This is a genomic window from Parageobacillus sp. VR-IP, assembly GCF_013357975.1.
GTDB classification, from domain to species: domain Bacteria; phylum Bacillota; class Bacilli; order Bacillales; family Anoxybacillaceae; genus Saccharococcus; species Saccharococcus caldoxylosilyticus.
Window position 1 is genome coordinate 307,545 of record NZ_JABVYQ010000002.1, and the last position, 17,705, is coordinate 325,249.

The window sequence follows — 17,705 nt, forward strand, 5'->3', positions numbered from 1 at the left end:
TTACCTCACCTCTTTCCGTTGTTTCCGCCGCGCGGCTTCTTGCTGCTGCTCCTGTAAGAGCTTGCTTGGCTTACCGTATACGTAGTCAAATACATCAACAATCGACCCGGTTTCGTTCGCCGTCGCTTCCTCATATGCCTCCGTCACTTCCTCATTCACTTGCGCGACCCATGCTTCCTCTTGCTCTTCCGTCCACAGCCCCCGCTTCTCTAGCAGCACCCGCAGGCGATGAAGCGGATCCTTTTTCCGCTTCCACTGCTCTACTTCTTCGGCATTGCGGTATTTCGTCGGATCGTCCGCTGTCGTATGCGGCCCTAAACGATACGTCAGCGCTTCAATCAGCATCGGCCCCTCGCCGTTGCGCGCCGCCTCCACCGCTTGTTTCATCGTTTTGTACACAGCAAGCGCATCATTGCCGTCCACCAGCACGCCTTTCATGCCGTAGGCGAGCGCTTTTTGCGCGATCGTCCGGCTCGCTGTCTGCTTATGCACCGGAACGCTGATCGCATAGTGATTGTTTTGGCAGAAGAAAATGACGGGAACCTGATAAACGGAGGCAAAGTTCAACGCTTCATGAAAGTCCCCTTCCGATGTCGCGCCATCGCCGAAATAGCAGACCGATACTTGCGTTTCCCCTTTCAGCTTCGTCGCCCATGCGCATCCCGTCGCGTGGAGCGTCTGGGCGCCGATAATGATTTGAGTCGGAAAAATATTTAAATCCTCCGGCATTTTTCTGCCCATGACGCGGCCGCGGACATACTGAAAAATTTGCGCGAGCGGAAGCCCATGCGCCAAGCAGGCGGCGATTTCCCGATAGCTTGGAAAAATCCAATCGTCTTTTCTCAGCGCCAGCACGCTGCCGATTTGCGCCGCTTCCTGGCCGCTGAACGGCGCGTATGTACCAATCCGCCCTTGCCGCTGCATTTTCAACAGGCGCTCATCGATGACTCTCACTTTGCGCATCCAGCGGTACAGCGTCACGAGAAACTCATCGGAGAAAGACGCCAGCTCTTGTTCATCCCCATTCCCATTTTCATCAAGCAGCTGCACCATCTCAAATCGCAATTCGTTTTGATCAAACATCGTTTTCCCCCCCTGTTCATCGAACATCTAATAACAGCTGTTCCGGATGTTCTAAAATGCGCGCGATCGTCCTCATAAACCGTCCGGCTGGTTCGCCGTCAATGACGCGATGGTCAAACGTCAGCGACAGCCCCATCATATTACGGATCACAATCTCATCCCCGACGACGGCTGGCCGGCGCTTAATCGCGTGAACGCCTAAAATCGCCACTTCCGGATAGTTGATGATCGGCGTCGCGAACCAGCCGCCGCCCGCGCCGGTGCTTGTAATCGTAAAGGTGCTTCCTTGCAGCTCATCGATGCGCAATGTGTGCCGATGCGCTTTTTCCGAAAGGTCGGCAATCTCCATCGCCAGCTCGCGAATCGATTTTTGATCGGCATGCTTAATGACGGGAACGACAAGGCCCTCTTTCGTCGCCGTCGCAATGCCGATATGGTACTCTTTCTTTAAGACTATTTCATTCGTTTCTTCATCCACCATGGCGTTAAAAATCGGATGCTCTTGCAGCGCCCGCGTCACCGCCTTAATGACAAACGGCAAATACGTCAGCTTGATGGATTCCGACTCCAGCTGTTTGGCAAGGACAGTGCGGATTTCCACCAGTTTCGTGACATCGACTTCGTCCATTCCGGTCACATGCGGAGCCGTATAGGCGGACTTCACCATTTTCTCAGCGATTTTTTTGCGCAGCCCGCGAATCGGAAGGCGTTCTTCTTTCACGGCGCCGTCGTTTCCGCCGGCCGATGGCTTGGCGGTTTCCAGCGCCGGAGCAGCCGCGGCGGCCGCCGACTCCCGTTCTTTGACATACCGCTCCAAATCGGCGAGCGTCACCCTGCCTCCTTCCCCGCTTCCTTCTACTTCTTCAATCGGAACGCCCATTTCCCGCGCCCGCTTGCGTACGGACGGAGCGGCAATCACCCGTTTTTTCCGCTGAAGCGGCGCAGGCTCCACGCTATCCGCCTCCTGCTGGCCGGCACTGCCAGTCTCCTGCTCAACGACGATCAGCGCTTCTCCCACTTTCACCGTCGCGCCTTCCGGTCCGGCGAGCGCCACCACTTTTCCGGCCACCGGCGTTGTAATTTCCACCATCGCCTTATCCGTCTGAATTTCGGCAATCGGCTGATCGGCCGCCACCTCGTCGCCTTCTTGGATCAACCAGCGGATAATCTCCGCTTCATGCAATCCTTCACCGATATCGGGCAGTTTAAATTCATAGCGCATGACTATATCCCCTTCTCCCTTTCTACTATTTCATTGGAAAATGATGTAGTATAATTCTAGAAGCAATATGATGCGGACAGCACTTGGTGCAGATATGCTTTGGGGCTTTGCTAGATGGAAGGAGCTTGTTGAAGCAAACAGTTTCATCTATACAGATATTTTTTTAATAAAACAGATTAGTATAAATATTCTGAATTATATCGTCTATTGTTTTCATGATAATATACATTTTGTTCCATGTCAATATAGATTAGGGAAGACATTTTTCCCGCCAAAGCTTGCGGACTGCCGCAAATCTATTTTTATTGCAAAATAGCTTACCGACAAGGAGGAAAACGATGCACTTCACTCGCGTTCACCATATCGCCATTATTTGTTCCGACTATGAACGGTCGAAACATTTTTATACGAACATTCTTGGATTCCGCGTCATTCACGAACAGTATCGGGAGGAACGCCGCTCGTACAAATTGGATTTGCAAGTCGGCAACCATACGCAAATCGAGCTGTTTTCCTTTGAACATCCGCCGAAGCGGCCAAGCCATCCGGAAGCGTGCGGGCTGCGCCACCTCGCTTTGGAAGTCGAAAATATCGAGGAAGCAATCGCCTATTTGCATACGCACGGCATCGAGACGGAGCCAATCCGCGTTGACCCAATTACAGGAAAGCGGTTCACGTTTTTCCGCGATCCGGATGAATTGCCGATTGAGTTGTATGAGCGGTAAAATAGGGTAGTTACCAAAACAAAGGAGGGGCAAGCATGATTCGATTTGCGACGATCGGCACGAACTGGATTACGGAGGCATTTATTGAAGCGGCTAGAGAAGTAGAAGATTTCGCCCTCGCCGCCGTATATTCGCGGACGGAGGAGAAAGCGCGGGAATTTGCGCAAAAAACAGGGGCAGCGCGCACGTTTACCGACCTAGAAGAACTGGCGAAAAGCGATGAAATCGACGCCGTCTATATCGCCAGCCCGAATTCCCTGCACGCCGAGCAGGCGGTTTTCCTCATGAACCACGGCAAACATGTGCTATGCGAAAAACCGCTCGCATCAAACGAAAAAGAAGTGAAGGCGATGATCGGGGCGGCGCGGCGCAACGGCGTCGTGTTAATGGAAGCGATGAAAACGACGCTGCTCCCGAACTTTCAGGCGATCCGCCAGCACTTGCATAAACTTGGCAAAATCCGCCGCTATTTTGCAAGCTATTGCCAATATTCGTCGCGCTATGACGCGTATAAACAAGGCACCGTATTAAATGCGTTCAACCCTGCCTTTTCCAACGGCGCGTTAATGGATATCGGCGTCTATTGCATTTACCCGATGGTCGTCTTGTTTGGAAAACCAAACCGCCTGCAAGCCAGCAGCCTAAAACTCGAATCAGGCGTGGATGGCGAAGGGACGATTATCTTTACTTATGAGGAGATGGACGCCGTCGTTATGTACTCGAAAATTACAAACTCCTATCTGCCTGCGGAAATTCAAGGGGAAGACGGAAGCATGCTCATCGACGCAATCCACACGCCGACGAAAGTGGAAATCCGTTACCGCGATGGGCGCGTAGAAGACATTACCGTCCCGCAAGAGAAACATCCGATGTATTATGAAGCGAAAGAATTTATCGAGCTGATCCGAAGCGGAAAACGCGAATCCGAAATCAATTCGCACGAGCATTCGTTGCTCACAATTGCCTTGATGGAAGAAGCCCGCAAACAAACGGGCATCATGTTTCCTGCGGACCACTAAAAAACAAAATGTCGATTCATCCCCCACCTACGCTCCGCTTAAAGTTGGGAGCTTCTCGGCAAAAAAGATAAAAACAGCTTCCTGCATGCTCGCAGGAAGCTATTTCTTTTGCCATTCTTTCTGCCAATTGGCGCTCTTCTCGTCTGCCTGTTTGGCGACAAACATCATGCTCATGACAACAAGCATGACAAGCGATCCGACAAACATTCCAGCGATAAACAAAATCATTGGCGACCTCTCCCTTTTCTAGCAACTTATTATTCTCATTCTTTACTTTTCGGTCGAAAAACATACTTGGGAGAGCCAGCAATTTGTTTTCTATTATGATACGTCGTGTTTCACCGGATCATGCCTCTTTTTCGTCCAACGTGTATAAAGAAAAACGCCGATAACGGCCAACAGCGCGCCGCACGAGTCAATCGCCACATCTTTCGGCGTAGCGGTGCGCCCCGGCTCAAACGATTGATGCCATTCATCCGTCATCGCATACAGCGTCGCAAACAGCCAGGCGCCGGCATACGCCGTCCGCTTTGGCGACAGCGCCCGCCAGACAAGCACCGCCAATATGCCATACTCGGTTAAGTGTGCCAGCTTCCGGACGATAAAGTTCAGTAAAGACGGTCCTTCTTCTTTGCCACCGCCAAACGGCAAGTACGACAGGATCATATCTAAAATGCGTTGGGTATTCTCCCCGGTAAACAAAGAAAATTCGCTAAAGCAGTAAATGACGATGCACCAAACGATGACCGGGATCCAGCGTTGAATTTTTCCCTTCATTTTCATCACCTGTTATTTACCTTACTATCTTTATGAAATCGTGGCAACATAAATAAAAATACCTTCTGCCCGTACATGGACAGAAGGCAAATCAATCGATTATTCGTTTCCTTTTACTAACTCTAATGGAATAGGAATAAATTTATCCACTTTTTCTCCATTTAATACTTTCAACGCGGTTTTTACTGCATTCTCTCCAATAAGCTCTGGCTTCTGAGCGACGGTCGCCGCCATTTTTCCTTCTTTTACTGCTTTCACGGCGTCTTCCGTTGCGTCAAAACCAACGACGATCACATCTTTCATACCGCGTGCCTCTAAAGCTTCTAATGCTCCTAGCGCCATTTCATCATTATGGGCAAATACAGCTTGAATGTCCTTATGGCTTTGCAAAATATTTTCCATGACAGATAACCCTTTAGCACGATCAAAATCCGCTGCTTGCTTCGCTACTACTTTCACATTGGATGCTTTATCAATGACTTGATGGAATCCTTCTCCACGTTCCCGAGCTGCTGATGAACCTGGAATTCCTTCAAGTTCTACAATATTGCCACCATTTTTTAATTGTTCAAGGATGAACTCTCCTGCCATTTTTCCACCAGCAACGTTATCAGAAGCGATGTGAGTGACTACTTTACCACCATCCGCGCTACGGTCAACAGTGATCACAGGAATATTTGCGCTGTTAGCCGATTCAATTGCCGATGTGACCGCACTGGAGTCAGTTGGATTCACTAAAATCAAATCAACATCTTGCTGAATCAAATCTTCGATATCATTAATTTGCTTCGCAGAATCGTTTTGCGCATCGACAACGATTAATTTCACACCTTCTTTTTTCGCCGCCTTTTCAGCTCCTTCTTTTAATGTCACGAAAAATGGGTTATTTAACGTTGAAATCGATAAACCAATTTTCATATTCCCGTCTTTTTTCGCTTCTTCTTTTTTGTCACCGGTTGCGCCGTTATCTAACGAACAACCCGCTAATACGCCTACAACTAACAAAAACGCCAACAACATGCTAGCTAACTTTTTCATCGCCCTCTTCCTTTCATTTTATTATTTTTTATTCATCAAGCTTCTTTGCGGCGGTCAAGGAGCACCGCAAGAAGAATGACTGCCCCTTTAATGACTTGCTGGTAAAATGAAGATACATTCAATAAGTTCAGCCCGTTGTTTAATACACCAATAATGAGCGCACCAACCAACGTCCCGAAAATCCAACCGCGTCCGCCAGATAAACTGGTTCCTCCAAGAACAACAGCAGCAATCGCATCTAATTCATATGCTGTTCCTGCCGTTGGCTGCGCCGAGTTTAAGCGGGAGGTTAAAATGATTCCCGCTAATGCAGATAATCCGCCTGTTAAAGAATAAATCCAAATTTTTAAACGGTCGACGCGAATCCCGGATAAACGGCTCGCTTCCTCATTTCCGCCAACCGCATACGTATGGCGGCCAAACGTCGTTTTCTTTAACACAAAGTACAGAACAGCGTACGCAATGAGCATAAATACAACTGGAACAGGAATACCTAGAAAGTATCCGCGTCCCATCATTTGAAACGAAATATCGTCTGAGGCAAAACCAGTGATAGGACGGCCATCTGTATAAACAAGGGTTAACCCACGAAACATTGTCATCGTTGCTAAGGTGGCAATAAACGGAGCAACGCGTCCTTTCGTGATTACCACACCGTTGATCGCACCCATGAGAAATCCGGCAAGCAATCCGATGATGATGGCGGTAAAGCCGTTCATTCCACTTGCCATCATTCCCGCAGTAATCGCACTTGAGAGCGCTAACACAGAACCAACGGATAAATCAATGCCTCCCGTTAAAATAACGAATGTCATCCCAAACGCGATTAACGCATTAATCGATACTTGGCGTAAAACGTTCATCCAGTTATTGACCGTTAGAAAACTGTCACTTAATATCGACAGCACAATACATAACAAGAAGAAGCCGATAAGCGGGCCAAGCTTTTTTATATCAAAATTCCATTTGTTTTCCATCATGCGTTCCCCCCTGTTGCCGCACGCATAATCGTTTCTTGATCAATTCCTTCATTCTCCAAAATAACGCGAACTTTCCCTTCATGGACAACCATAATGCGATCGCTCATCCCAAGTACTTCCGGGAGCTCAGACGATACCATAATAATTGCGACTCCTTGAGCCGTCAGTTCATTCATAATTTCATAAATTTCTTTTTTGGCCCCAACATCAACCCCGCGCGTTGGTTCATCTAAAATGAGAATGCGCGGCTCCATTGTCAGCCATTTTCCGAATACGACTTTTTGCTGGTTCCCTCCGCTTAACGCTTTTACCTCTAATTCTGGAGATGCCGTTTTAATGTTTAATTTCTTAATTAACGACGAAACTAACTCCTGCTCTTTCGTCGCCTGAATGACACCGGCTGTTGCCAATTGTTCTGATTTTGGCAACGTTAGATTTTCCCGCACACTCATACTTAAAATGAGTCCTTTTTGTTTGCGGTCTTCTGTAATCATTGCGATGCCGTGCTCAATCGCTTGTCTTGGCGATGTAATATGAACTGGTCGGCCATCAATATAAATCGTTCCCTTGTTCGTTTTTCTCGCTCCAAAAATCGCCTCCATAATTTCGGTGCGTCCTGATCCCATCAATCCTGCCACACCGAGAATTTCACCGGCACGTACAGAAAACGAGACATTTTCGAAGACACCTTCCTGTGTCAAGCCTTCCACGCGCAGCCGTTCCTTGCCAATGACTGCATTTCGTTTTGGAAAGCGCTCTCCAATTTGCCGACCGACCATCATGTGAACAATCTCATCAAAGTTTGTCTCAGCGATGCGCTTCGTGCCGATAAACTGTCCGTCCCGGAGTACGGAAATACGGTCGCAAATCGTAAAAATCTCCTCCATACGATGTGAAATATAGACGATAGCAACCCCTTGCTTCTTTAATGTTCGAATTACTTCAAATAACGTTTGAATTTCCCGTTCTGTCAAAGCCGCGGTTGGTTCATCCATAATTAAACATTTCGCATTGGTAGAAAGCGCCCCTGCAATCTCAACAATTTGCTGTTTTCCCACCGATAAATTGCCTGCCAATTCACTAGGGTCAATATGGATCCCTAGCTTCTTCAAATAGACTTCTGCCTGCTTCTCCATTTCTTTATATCGAATAATACCTGTCCGGCCAATTGTGCTCTCCCGCCCAAGGAAAATGTTTTCTGCGACCGACAACGTAGGAATGATAGTAAGCTCCTGATGAATGACCGAAATCCCATCACGTTCCGCTTCCTTCGGATGGCGATAATGGACTTCTCGGCCATCCACCAAGATCGTCCCGGCATCGCGCTCATAAATGCCGGTTAATACTTTCATTAACGTCGATTTTCCGGCGCCGTTTTCGCCCATGAGCGCGTGTACTTCACCGGCTCGTACTTCAAAATCGACGCCATTTAAGACGACATGCTGGTGGAATGCTTTTTTAATGCCCCGCATCTCAATAAACGGTTTCGTCATCGCTCTCCCTCCTTTTTTTCAAATGAACGCTACGAAAAGTTCACACCGGAGCGAAGAATAATATTGGCGTAAGGCGTCGCTTCCCCCGTACGAATGACTGCTTTCGCTGATTTTGTCATCTCTTTAAATTGTTCGTGTGGAACAAATTGCATCGGTGCATCGCTCAATCTTTGCTGAATTTTTTCATATATTGCGGGGTTGTCTGTTTTGATTTCTTCCGCCAATGTGACTGCTTCCACCTCTAACTCTTCTAAAATCGCATCCAGCACGGATAAAAACGGTGGAAATCCTTTCACCAGTGATAAATCAATGCGGGTCGTCTCATTCGGAATCGGCAGGCCGCAGTCCGCGATGACAATCGTATCAGTATGACCGAGAGAAGCTAATAGTGTACTTAACTCTTTATTGAGAATACCCCGTTTTTTCATGATGAACACCCTTCCTTTTCCTGCAAAAATTTCTCCACTTCTTCTTCCTTCGGCATCCCACCTTGCGCGCCTAGCTTTGTCACCGATAGCGCCGCCGCCGCGTTGGCAAAACGACATGCATCTTCTAAACTCATTCCTTTGCTTAGCGCTACCGCCAATGCTCCGTTAAACGTATCTCCTGCTCCTGTCGTATCAACGACCGGAACGCGAAACCCTGGGATAAGCACTGATTTTCCATCCTTTCGAATCGTTACGCCGCGTGCTCCTTCGGTGACAATCACTTTATCAGCAAACGAGCTCACCTCGACTTGTTGGAAAATAATCTCCCGCTCATGTTCGTTTGGTGTAAGAAAATCGACTGCCTCCATCAATTCCTGCGGCAACGGCTGAGCTGGCGCAGGATTCAAAATGACACGCACATGATGTTTTTTCGCTAAAAAGACGGCTCTTTCTACAACGGAAAGCGGAATTTCCAGTTGCAGTACACATACGTCGCTCTTGGCAATTATCTCTTCGTGCCGGTCGATGTCTTCTGGGCGAAGCGCATGATTTGCTCCTGGAACAACGATAATTCGGTTATCTTGTTCCGAAATCGTAATCGAAGCAATGCCGGTCCCTTTATCTGTAACCGGTTTCACATTGTCAATATGAACACCTTCCTTCTCCAAGGAACGAAGCAACTCCGTTCCAAACGCATCCACTCCGACCGCTCCAATCATATGTACATCAGCACCTAAACGAGCGGCCGCCACCGCTTGGTTTGCTCCTTTCCCGCCAGGAACGAGATGAAACTCCTCCCCTAAAATCGTCTCCCCTTGTGACGGAAAGCGAGAAGCAATCGTCACAAGGTCCATGTTGATACTGCCGACTACGGTAATCACTGGTTTTGCCACTTTCATTCCCCCTTACGCGTCGATTGTCGTACCACTAGTTCAATCGGAAGCACATAATGAAGCTTCTCAAGCGGTTTCCCTTCTATTTGTTTGATTAAAATTCTCGCAGCTATTGCCCCCATCTCATAAATCGGTTGGGAAATCGTCGATAGTTCCGGTGTCGTCATTTCCGTCAGCGGAATACCGTCATATCCAATAATCGCAATGTCGTCTGGAACGCGCAGCCCCAGCTGTTGAACCGCTTTCAACGCTCCCACTGCCATCGCATCATTTCCAGCAAAAATACCATCGATATCGTATTTATTCAATGCTTCGATTACCGCTTCTTTCGCCTGCTTCAACTGATAGTTTCCAAGAATGACAAGCCTCTCATCCCAAAGGCCAAGTGCCATCATTTCATCACGGTAACCGTGAAAACGCTCCATCGCGTTCACAACGTGAAGAGGTCCTTGGATGTGGGCAATTTTACGGCAACCGATGTCATACAAATGTTTCGTTGCTAACCGGGCTCCGCCATAATTATCGGCAATGACCGACGGATAATCATGATTTAGCGGACGGTCTAGCACGACTATCGGAATGTCCCATTCCGATACTTCCTCCAACTCTAATTGATTGGTCGTTAAGATAATGCCGTCCACATATTTTTGTTTAAGCACTTCCATATACTCTTTTTCTTTTTCCGTCTTCTCATCAGAATTGCATAAAATCACGGTATAGTCATAAATATTCATGACATCTTCCACAGCGCGAACAAGCTCTGGAAAAAACGGGTTGGTTATATCCGGCACGATTAACCCGATGGTTTTCGATGTCTTTTTAAACAGTGCCCGTGCCACTTCACTCGGTTTATAATTCAACTCTTTCATCGCCTGTCTCACGCGCTTTTCCGTTTCTTCATTCACATAACCATTTTGATTTAGCACGCGGGAAACAGTCGCCACAGACACACCTGCCAACTTTGCCACATCTCTAATCGTTGCCATCATTATTCGTCTCCATTTCTCATCTGTAACCGGTTACATACATTATACAAAAAATTTACGAAAACTCACAATGAAAATTTTTTACATTCGCTATTTGTAGCTATTCAGCTTCCTTATAGATTATTTTTACAGACGCTGTTTTAATCTATCTCTATCCTTTCTACACTCGAGCTAATTTTTGACAAAAGAAGAATAAAAATTATTGACCATTTTCTGAATTATTTAATATAATAAAATTTGAAAACAAATACATATTACGAGCAACATTTATGAGTCTATCATAAATGCCCCTCGTAATAGCTGTATTTGGTTGGAGGATTAGCATGTTTGAGAATAATACCGTATATATCATCGGAGACGCAAAAGCGCCTTCAAACAATCCGATTACCCAGCAATATAACGCGTTTTTCATCGGATTAGTGGTCAATAAAGAAAGCGGTATCATTGTTGATGCAGATTGTTCAGCGACGATTGAGCTGACGAAATCCTTTGTCAAAAGTTTATTGGTCGGCCGATCGATATTGGATATTGACACAGTAAAAAAAGAAATTCAAACCCGCTATTTCGGTTCTTCACAAAAGGCGTTAATCGTCGCTTTTAAAAACGCCAGCTTAAAATATCAAAATATCGTTTCGTCAGCTGCTTCATCTGTACCCTCATCACGCAGATGAAACCCAGCGAATAGAGCGATTGTTTCTCTCTATTTGCTGGGTTTTTGTATTTTCTATAAACCAAATAAGGGGGAGAAACAATGATTCAAGACGGCGTTGTTTTCTTAAGTATTTTACTAGCTTACGTCGCACTTATTGCTTTTGCAGAGCAAAAGTCTAAATCCAAACTTTTTAAAGTCGTCCCCGGCATTATTTTTATTTATGTCGGGGGAGCGCTGATGCAAACATTTGGCGTTTTCGGGAAAACGGATTCGATCGACAATACGTACAATACCGTTCGAAACGTACTGCTTCCTGCCATGCTCATTCTTATGCTTCTGCATTGCGACTTGCGAAAGATCATCAAAATGGGGCCAAGAATTCTTCTTACTTTTTTTGCGGCATCTTTCACGATCATTATTGGATTCACCATTACGTATCTGCTATTCAAAGAACTCTACGCGAAAGATACATGGAAGGCCTTTGCTGCGCTCAGCTCCAGCTGGACAGGCGGGTCGGCCAACATGGTTATTCTGCAAAAAATTTTAGATGTCCCAGAAAACATTTTCGGCTACGCCTTAATGATGGATACGGTCAACTATTCTATTTGGGTCATGTTTATGTTTTGGCTTGTACCGTTTGCCGACAGATTCAACCGCTGGACAAAGGCAAAAATGGTAGATATACCTATTACAAACGATGAAGCAGCGGCAACCAACGAAAATCATCAAGGAAAAATGGGATTTACCGAATTAATCGTCTTGCTTGGATTCAGCATTCTTTTATCGACGATTTGTACGGAAATCGGAAATGCTTTGCCTGAGGTGGGAGCCGTATTTAATGGAACCACATGGACGATTGTATTCGCAACCGTCATCGGTTTAGTATTGGCGATGACAAAAATAGCGAAAATTCCCGGCTCCAACGATGTATCGAAAGTCATGCTTTATGTGGTCATCGCATTAATTGCGTCGCAAGCAGACTTTTCTCAATTGTTCCAAGCTCCCATTTACATCATCTCGGGGTTTCTTATTCTTTTGATTCACGCATTATTAATGCTAATGATCGCCAAAGTATGCAAACTTGATTTATTTACAATGGGGGTAACCTCCTTGGCAAATATCGGCGGAGTAGCTTCCACTCCCATTCTTGCGGGCGCATATCATCAGTCACTCATTCCTGTCGGCATATTGACAGCTTTACTAGGCAATCTCCTTGGAACCTATTACGGATTGCTCACCGCTCATATTTTATCATCACTGTAACCGAAAGGATGTCTATTCATGAAAATCAAAGACGCAGCCATCGCCACACAATCAACTCCATTAATAAAACCTTTCAAAACGGCATTGCGGACGGCTACGCAAATGGAAAGCATCGTCGTAAAAATCAAGCTGGATAACGGAATGGAAGGGTATGGGGCCGCCGTCCCGACCGAAGCTATCACAGGAGAAACGAAACAAGGAATCATCGGTATTTTAGAAAATGTACTCATCCCTAAAATCATCGGTAAAGAAATCGAAGAAATAGCAAAAAACGATAAAGATGTTCAAACCAGTTGCGTTGGAAATACGAGTGCAAAAGCGGCATTAGAAATGGCCATGTGCGATGCGCTTTGCAAACTGCTAAACATTCCGCTCTATCAATTATTTGGAGGAAAAACGAACCACCATGTTAACGATATGACCATTAGCGTAAATAGTGTTGAAGAAATGGTCAATGACGCAAAAAAAGTCACAGAAAAAGGTTTTTCGATTTTAAAAATTAAAGTAGGAAAAGAAGCCGAAAAAGATATCGAACGAATCAAACGAATTTATGAAGAAGTAGGTCCAAACGTTTCACTTCGCATCGACGCTAATCAAGGCTGGACAACGAAAGAAGCGGTGAAAATCATTCAATCACTGGAACAACTTCAACTTCCGATCGAATTTATTGAACAGCCTGTTCCTAAATACGACATAAAAGGTCTTCAGTTTATCCGGGAACGAGTCAACATACCGATTATGGCGGACGAAAGTATATTTTCTGCGCGAGATGCGCTAGAACTGATCCGTCATCACGCTGTCGATTTGATCAACATTAAGCTGATGAAAACGGGAGGATTACGGGAAGCTTACAAAATTGCTAGTTTGGCGGAAGCAGCTGGCATCGAATGCATGATCGGAAGCATGATGGAACCAACTCTTTCTGTATTGGCAGCAACCCATTTAGCCATGGCTCATCCGAACATTACCAAAGTCGATTTGGATGCCCCTCTATGGATAGACGATGACAGCAGCCGTTCTTTCTTTCAAGGAAGCAAGATTCACGTTCCTGATTTACCGGGTATTGGTTATGTTCCTTATATATCCAATCATTGATCATAAGAAAGGAGATTAGCAATGAAAAAATGGAAAAGGTACTTCACCGCCTTCCTTTGCTTCTGCATGGTTTTCGTCTTTCTTTCACCAGCAAGTGCCAAAACAAACAAGGAGGAAACGGCTTATATTGACGTTTCTGTCGCAACGCTTTGGACAGAACCGAACATTGCAAGAGACATTGACAGTCCATCGCTATCCAACCCGGTCGATATGTGGAAGTGGACAAAAAGCATGACGTACGAAGAAAAACTATGGTTAGTGGGGAATCTCGAAACACAAGCGTTATACGGCATGAAAGTCACGATACTAGAAAAACAAGGAGATTGGGCGAAAGTTGTCGTCCATGGTCAACCGACGCCGCGCCATCCGCTTGGATATCCAGGCTGGGTGCCAATTCGCCAACTGACCAAAGGAAACGCATTTGCAAAATTCCAATCGAAACCATTTGCTCAAGTCATTTCGCCAACTGCATGGCTTTACAAAGATCCAAAAGGGAACCATAAATTTATGGAAATCAGCTTTAACACTCGCCTTCCTGTGATTCAATCAACCAAAAACGCAGTCAAAGTGATGACGCCGAGTGATGGTGCCAAATGGCTGAAAAAAGAGGATGTCCAAATTTTCCGGACGGAAGCAGACATTCCGGCACCAACTGGAGAAGACTTAGTAAATACCGCAAAACAGTTTTTAGGCTTGCCTTATTTATGGGCAGGAACATCCGGATTTGGGTTTGACTGCTCCGGGTTTACCCATACGATTTATAAAGCGCACGGCATTACCATTCCCCGCGATTCGTCCGTACAGGCCCAATTCGGTACACCTGTCCCGGAAAGCGAACTGCAGCCGGGGGATCTCCTGTTCTTTGCGTATAATAACGGAAAAGGGAAAATCCACCACGTCGGCATGTATATCGGCAACGGAAAAATGATCCACTCGCCAAACACCAGCACAACCGTACGCATTGATGATTACCGAGCTCCTGGATATGGCGAAGAGTTCGCCGGCGCAAGAAGATATATCCACAAATAAGAAAAAACCCGAAAAGGAGACATGAATGTTTCGACTCATGTCTCCTTTCTTTTTCACTATCCCTATCGGCTTCCTACCGCCAATACCATGTCCAGTACAAACAACAGCATTTTCTTCTCCCTACATCGTGCTTTTTTCCATGTCAACGCTGACGGAGCGGGTTGGAATCCAGCTCACCACCACCGTGACAACGATATTGACAATCAACGCGATAATTCCGACATTCAGATCTTGCACTGCCTGCGGCAAGGAAGGGAACAACGTGCCGATGCTGCTGCCGGATAATGTAATATAAGCTACCGTCACAACCCCAGCGATAATACCGGCAAACGCTCCCTGCTTCGTTACAAAGTTGTTTTTCATCAGGCTGAGCACAAGCGACGGGAACAGCTGCGTCACAAGGCTGTACCCCATGAGAAGCAAAGCGACGATCGTATTTCCACCGCGGAACGTAAAATATAACGAAATGAGAGCAATGACAGGAACGAGATATTTCGCGAGTTTCGCGACCTGCTCGTCGGTGGCGGAAGGAGAAAACACCTTATAGACATTTTTCGCGAGCAGCGTCGACGCCGTCATTAAAATCATGGAACCTGGAACCATCGCCGTCAACAGCCCGGCCGCGCCGATCAGCCCGACGACCCAAGGGTCAAACGTCTGAATGGACAAGCGCAATAACGCTAGGTCGGCATCAGAGCCTTCCAAATGCGGAATTTGCAAAATCGCCGCAAAGCCGACAAAAAAGACAAATAGCAGCACTAACTGATAAATTGGCAAAATCATCGCATTTTTCCGAAAAACATTGGCGCTTTTCGCCGAATAAATCGAACCGAACGTGTGCGGCCACATATAAAAACCAAGCGCCGTCAACAGAACAGTAGAAATAAACCAAGACACGCTCATGCCTTTATCCGGCAAGGCGAGAAATCCCGGCTTTGCTTCTTCAATCGCCGTAAACATTGGCTCGATTCCACCATAATAATGGAATGGAAGATAAAGACCTAAAAAGACCGCAACAACCAAAATCATGATATCTTTCACTACCGCTGTCCACGCCGAGCCGTGAATTCCTGAAATCATCACGTACACCGTAACGGCAAGGACGCCGATCCAAATCGCCGCTGTCGACGAAATCGTGCCGTACGAAGCTTCTGAAACGATAATGCCCAACCCTTTTAACTGCAGCACCAAATACGGAATAAGCGCAACCACCCCGACCAGGGAAACGAGCACCCCCAACAGCGGGCTGTTGTACTTACTGGCGAAAAAGTCAGACTGGGACATAAGCTGATGTTCTTTCGCATATTTCCATACTTTCGGAAGCATCCAATATGACAGCACGTACGCCAAGCAGCCGTACGCGATAATGTAAAACGTCGGTCCGCCTTTGCCGTAAGCCCAGCCGCTTCCGCCCAAAAAGGTGAACGTCGTATAAATTTCGCCGGCCATGAGAAGAAAAACAAAGATGGTGCCAAATCCGCGGCCGCCGACCGTCCACTGTTCCAAGTTCATATCTTTTCCTTTTCGCGCCTGCACTCCTAAATATAAAGAGAGAAGCAGAAAGGCAAAAATAATGATTAGCGCCCCATTCATGTACGCTCCTCCTCCCGCACTTCCGGGTCAAAGCGGTAGACAACCGCCATGATGACGGAAGTGAGAATCACCCAAGCGACAATCCAAAAGAGAATAAACGGCATGCCAAGCACATATGGAGTCACTTTATTGGCAAACGGAATACCGCCAAGTATGCCAAGAAACGGCAGCACCATCAGCCAGCGAATTCCTTTCATCGTTATTTCCTCCCCCATGGAATATTAGGAAGCGGAAGCTCTTACGGGGCTTCCGCCAATAATTTAAACGCCGCATGGACAAACAGGCGCACGCCAATTTCCAGCGCATCTTCGTCGATCGTAAAGCGTGGATGGTGATGCGGATAGATGATGCCTTTTTCTTTGTTTCCCGCGCCGACATAGAAGAAGCTTCCCGGCGCTTTTTGCAAGAAAGCGGAAAAGTCTTCGCCGCCCATGTTTGGTTTCATATGGTCAACCGCTTCTTCACCAAGCACCTCGCGCACCGTTTCCTCCATCACGCGGGTCACCTCGTCGTTGTTAATGACCGGGCGGTAACCGTATTCAAATTCAAATTCATATGTCGCGCCGTGCGCTTCGGTAATGCCTTTAATAATCCGCTCCATTAATTTCGGCACGTTTTTCCGTAGTTTTTCATCAAAGCTGCGCACCGTCCCTTGAATTTCGACGCTTCCCGGAATGACGTTATGTGTCGTGCCCGCAACAAATTGCGTCACCGAAACAACAAGCGGCTCGAGCGGATCGACATTGCGCGAAACGATATACTGCAAGTTGGTGACCACTTGGGCGCCGATCGCAATCGCGTCAATCGTTTGGTGCGGCATCGCCGCGTGCCCGCCTTTGCCATGGATGCGGATGAAAAAACGGTCCGGAGCCGCCATCATCGGCCCGTACACAATGCCAATTTTGCCGCGTTCAAGCGGCGACCAAAGATGGGTGCCGATCACGACATCCACCCCATCCATCACGCCGGCCTGCACCATTTCTTCCGCGCCGCCTGGATGCAATTCTTCGGCATGCTGGAAAAGAAAGCGGACTTCTCCTTGGATTTGATCGCGCAGTTTAGAAAGAATTTTCGCCGTCCCTAAAAGCATGGCCGTATGTCCGTCATGCCCGCACGCATGCATCACGCCTGGATTTTTTGAAGCAAATTCAAACGTGTTTTCCTCTTGAATCGGAAGCGCGTCCATATCGGCGCGAATCGCCACCACTCTCCCCGGCTGATGCCCGATCAGCCGCGCCATCACGCTCGTTTTGGTCGGCCGCGAGAGTTCTAGATTCCCAAACGATTGCAGCGTGTCATAAACAAACTGCGCCGTTTTTTCTTCGTGAAACGACAGCTCTGGATTCGCATGCAAGTGGCGGCGCCAGGCAATCACTTCCTCTTTCACTTCATCGACAAGCCGTTTGATTTCTTCATTGGTCATGCGTTC

General features: G+C 47.0%; 19 protein-coding genes. 6 read left to right on the forward strand and 13 right to left on the reverse strand.

Annotated features, from left to right (window positions below):
- Both pdhA and HT574_RS07000 read right to left on the reverse strand, forming a co-directional pair.
- Positions 1-1,083: a pyruvate dehydrogenase (acetyl-transferring) E1 component subunit alpha gene (gene pdhA / locus HT574_RS06995; RefSeq protein WP_175244012.1), complete on the reverse strand. Its 1,083-nt coding sequence runs from the start codon at positions 1,081-1,083 to the stop codon at positions 1-3.
- Positions 1,084-1,099: 16 nt separating this feature from the next.
- A complete protein-coding gene (locus HT574_RS07000) occupies positions 1,100-2,305 on the reverse strand; it encodes a dihydrolipoamide acetyltransferase family protein (RefSeq protein ID WP_175244013.1) in 1,206 nt (401 codons plus the stop codon).
- Positions 2,306-2,643: 338 nt separating this feature from the next.
- On the opposite strand from HT574_RS07000, the gene gloA2 reads away from it, so the two are divergent.
- Positions 2,644-3,030 (forward strand): SMU1112c/YaeR family gloxylase I-like metalloprotein, encoded by a 387-nt coding sequence (gloA2, locus tag HT574_RS07005; protein WP_175244014.1) that lies wholly within the window; start codon positions 2,644-2,646, stop codon positions 3,028-3,030.
- Positions 3,031-3,065: 35 nt separating this feature from the next.
- Entirely contained in the window at positions 3,066-4,049 is a 984-nt protein-coding gene (locus tag HT574_RS07010; protein ID WP_175244015.1) for a Gfo/Idh/MocA family protein, read from the forward strand.
- Positions 4,050-4,148: 99 nt separating this feature from the next.
- On the opposite strand, the gene HT574_RS19840 is transcribed toward HT574_RS07010, so the two are convergent.
- The 8 genes from HT574_RS19840 to HT574_RS07045 all read right to left on the reverse strand — a co-directional run bounded on the left by HT574_RS19840 (position 4,149) and on the right by HT574_RS07045 (position 10,644).
- Entirely contained in the window at positions 4,149-4,277 is a 129-nt protein-coding gene (locus HT574_RS19840; protein ID WP_017437842.1) for a DUF3789 domain-containing protein, read from the reverse strand.
- Positions 4,278-4,370: 93 nt separating this feature from the next.
- A complete protein-coding gene (locus tag HT574_RS07015) occupies positions 4,371-4,826 on the reverse strand; it encodes a VanZ family protein (protein ID WP_175244016.1) in 456 nt (151 codons plus the stop codon).
- Between the two features lie 99 nt (positions 4,827-4,925).
- Positions 4,926-5,864, reverse strand: coding sequence for a ribose ABC transporter substrate-binding protein RbsB (gene rbsB / locus HT574_RS07020; protein ID WP_175244017.1), 939 nt, complete (start codon positions 5,862-5,864; stop codon positions 4,926-4,928).
- Between the two features lie 35 nt (positions 5,865-5,899).
- A complete protein-coding gene (gene rbsC, locus HT574_RS07025; RefSeq protein ID WP_175244018.1) occupies positions 5,900-6,844 on the reverse strand; it encodes a ribose ABC transporter permease in 945 nt (314 codons plus the stop codon).
- Positions 6,841-8,337 (reverse strand): sugar ABC transporter ATP-binding protein, encoded by a 1,497-nt coding sequence (locus HT574_RS07030; RefSeq protein WP_175244019.1) that lies wholly within the window; start codon positions 8,335-8,337, stop codon positions 6,841-6,843. The genes rbsC and HT574_RS07030 overlap by 4 nt, the downstream gene beginning before the upstream one ends.
- Before the next feature lie 29 nt (positions 8,338-8,366).
- Complete coding sequence (gene rbsD / locus HT574_RS07035; RefSeq protein ID WP_175244020.1) at positions 8,367-8,765, reverse strand: D-ribose pyranase; 399 nt, start codon at positions 8,763-8,765, stop codon at positions 8,367-8,369.
- The gene (gene rbsK, locus HT574_RS07040) at positions 8,762-9,658 is read right to left on the reverse strand and encodes a ribokinase (protein ID WP_175244021.1); all 897 of its coding nucleotides are present in this window, start codon (positions 9,656-9,658) and stop codon (positions 8,762-8,764) included. The genes rbsD and rbsK overlap by 4 nt, the downstream gene beginning before the upstream one ends.
- A gap of 2 nt (positions 9,659-9,660) precedes the next feature.
- Positions 9,661-10,644, reverse strand: a complete 984-nt coding sequence (locus HT574_RS07045) for a LacI family DNA-binding transcriptional regulator (protein WP_081162252.1) — start codon at positions 10,642-10,644, stop codon at positions 9,661-9,663.
- A 323-nt stretch (positions 10,645-10,967) separates the two neighbouring features.
- Here HT574_RS07045 and HT574_RS07050 point away from each other — a divergent pair, with 323 nt between their 5' ends.
- The 4 genes from HT574_RS07050 (at position 10,968) to HT574_RS07065 (ending at position 14,683) form a co-directional block, all read left to right on the forward strand.
- Positions 10,968-11,315 carry a DUF3870 domain-containing protein gene (locus HT574_RS07050; RefSeq protein WP_017437839.1) on the forward strand — a complete coding sequence of 116 codons (348 nt, stop codon included), beginning with the start codon at positions 10,968-10,970 and terminating at the stop codon, positions 11,313-11,315.
- An 80-nt stretch (positions 11,316-11,395) separates the two neighbouring features.
- Positions 11,396-12,559 (forward strand): DUF819 family protein, encoded by a 1,164-nt coding sequence (locus tag HT574_RS07055; protein ID WP_061579790.1) that lies wholly within the window; start codon positions 11,396-11,398, stop codon positions 12,557-12,559.
- Positions 12,560-12,577: 18 nt separating this feature from the next.
- Positions 12,578-13,654: a dipeptide epimerase gene (locus HT574_RS07060; protein ID WP_175244022.1), complete on the forward strand. Its 1,077-nt coding sequence runs from the start codon at positions 12,578-12,580 to the stop codon at positions 13,652-13,654.
- A 21-nt stretch (positions 13,655-13,675) separates the two neighbouring features.
- Positions 13,676-14,683 carry a C40 family peptidase gene (locus HT574_RS07065; RefSeq protein ID WP_175244023.1) on the forward strand — a complete coding sequence of 336 codons (1,008 nt, stop codon included), beginning with the start codon at positions 13,676-13,678 and terminating at the stop codon, positions 14,681-14,683.
- Between the two features lie 120 nt (positions 14,684-14,803).
- Here HT574_RS07065 and HT574_RS07070 read toward each other — a convergent pair whose 3' ends face one another.
- Genes HT574_RS07070 through HT574_RS07080 form a run of 3 tightly spaced genes read right to left on the reverse strand, consistent with a single transcriptional unit; the run spans position 14,804 to position 17,699 of the window.
- Positions 14,804-16,276 carry a sodium:solute symporter family protein gene (locus HT574_RS07070; protein ID WP_175244024.1) on the reverse strand — a complete coding sequence of 491 codons (1,473 nt, stop codon included), beginning with the start codon at positions 16,274-16,276 and terminating at the stop codon, positions 14,804-14,806.
- Entirely contained in the window at positions 16,273-16,473 is a 201-nt protein-coding gene (locus HT574_RS07075; RefSeq protein ID WP_042408311.1) for a DUF3311 domain-containing protein, read from the reverse strand. The genes HT574_RS07070 and HT574_RS07075 overlap by 4 nt, the downstream gene beginning before the upstream one ends.
- Positions 16,474-16,514: 41 nt before the next feature.
- On the reverse strand, positions 16,515-17,699 hold the full coding sequence (locus tag HT574_RS07080; RefSeq protein ID WP_175244025.1) for a M20 family metallopeptidase: 1,185 nt from the start codon (positions 17,697-17,699) through the stop codon (positions 16,515-16,517).
- Positions 17,700-17,705 lie beyond the last annotated feature (6 nt).

Excerpts from the sequence above, each read along its gene's own strand:
- pdhA (WP_175244012.1), bottom strand. The coding sequence starts at position 1,083 with ATGTTTGATCAAAACGAATTGCGATTTGAGATGGTGCAGCTGCTTGAT.
- HT574_RS07000 (WP_175244013.1), bottom strand. The coding sequence starts at position 2,305 with ATGCGCTATGAATTTAAACTGCCCGATATCGGTGAAGGATTGCATGAA.
- gloA2 (WP_175244014.1), top strand. The coding sequence starts at position 2,644 with ATGCACTTCACTCGCGTTCACCATATCGCCATTATTTGTTCCGACTAT.
- HT574_RS07010 (WP_175244015.1), top strand. The coding sequence starts at position 3,066 with ATGATTCGATTTGCGACGATCGGCACGAACTGGATTACGGAGGCATTT.
- HT574_RS19840 (WP_017437842.1), bottom strand. The coding sequence starts at position 4,277 with ATGATTTTGTTTATCGCTGGAATGTTTGTCGGATCGCTTGTCATGCTT.
- HT574_RS07015 (WP_175244016.1), bottom strand. The coding sequence starts at position 4,826 with ATGAAGGGAAAAATTCAACGCTGGATCCCGGTCATCGTTTGGTGCATC.
- rbsB (WP_175244017.1), bottom strand. The coding sequence starts at position 5,864 with ATGAAAAAGTTAGCTAGCATGTTGTTGGCGTTTTTGTTAGTTGTAGGC.
- rbsC (WP_175244018.1), bottom strand. The coding sequence starts at position 6,844 with ATGATGGAAAACAAATGGAATTTTGATATAAAAAAGCTTGGCCCGCTT.
- HT574_RS07030 (WP_175244019.1), bottom strand. The coding sequence starts at position 8,337 with ATGACGAAACCGTTTATTGAGATGCGGGGCATTAAAAAAGCATTCCAC.
- rbsD (WP_175244020.1), bottom strand. The coding sequence starts at position 8,765 with ATGAAAAAACGGGGTATTCTCAATAAAGAGTTAAGTACACTATTAGCT.
- HT574_RS07045 (WP_081162252.1), bottom strand. The coding sequence starts at position 10,644 with ATGGCAACGATTAGAGATGTGGCAAAGTTGGCAGGTGTGTCTGTGGCG.
- HT574_RS07050 (WP_017437839.1), top strand. The coding sequence starts at position 10,968 with ATGTTTGAGAATAATACCGTATATATCATCGGAGACGCAAAAGCGCCT.
- HT574_RS07055 (WP_061579790.1), top strand. The coding sequence starts at position 11,396 with ATGATTCAAGACGGCGTTGTTTTCTTAAGTATTTTACTAGCTTACGTC.
- HT574_RS07060 (WP_175244022.1), top strand. The coding sequence starts at position 12,578 with ATGAAAATCAAAGACGCAGCCATCGCCACACAATCAACTCCATTAATA.
- HT574_RS07065 (WP_175244023.1), top strand. The coding sequence starts at position 13,676 with ATGAAAAAATGGAAAAGGTACTTCACCGCCTTCCTTTGCTTCTGCATG.
- HT574_RS07070 (WP_175244024.1), bottom strand. The coding sequence starts at position 16,276 with ATGAATGGGGCGCTAATCATTATTTTTGCCTTTCTGCTTCTCTCTTTA.
- HT574_RS07075 (WP_042408311.1), bottom strand. The coding sequence starts at position 16,473 with ATGAAAGGAATTCGCTGGCTGATGGTGCTGCCGTTTCTTGGCATACTT.
- HT574_RS07080 (WP_175244025.1), bottom strand. The coding sequence starts at position 17,699 with ATGACCAATGAAGAAATCAAACGGCTTGTCGATGAAGTGAAAGAGGAA.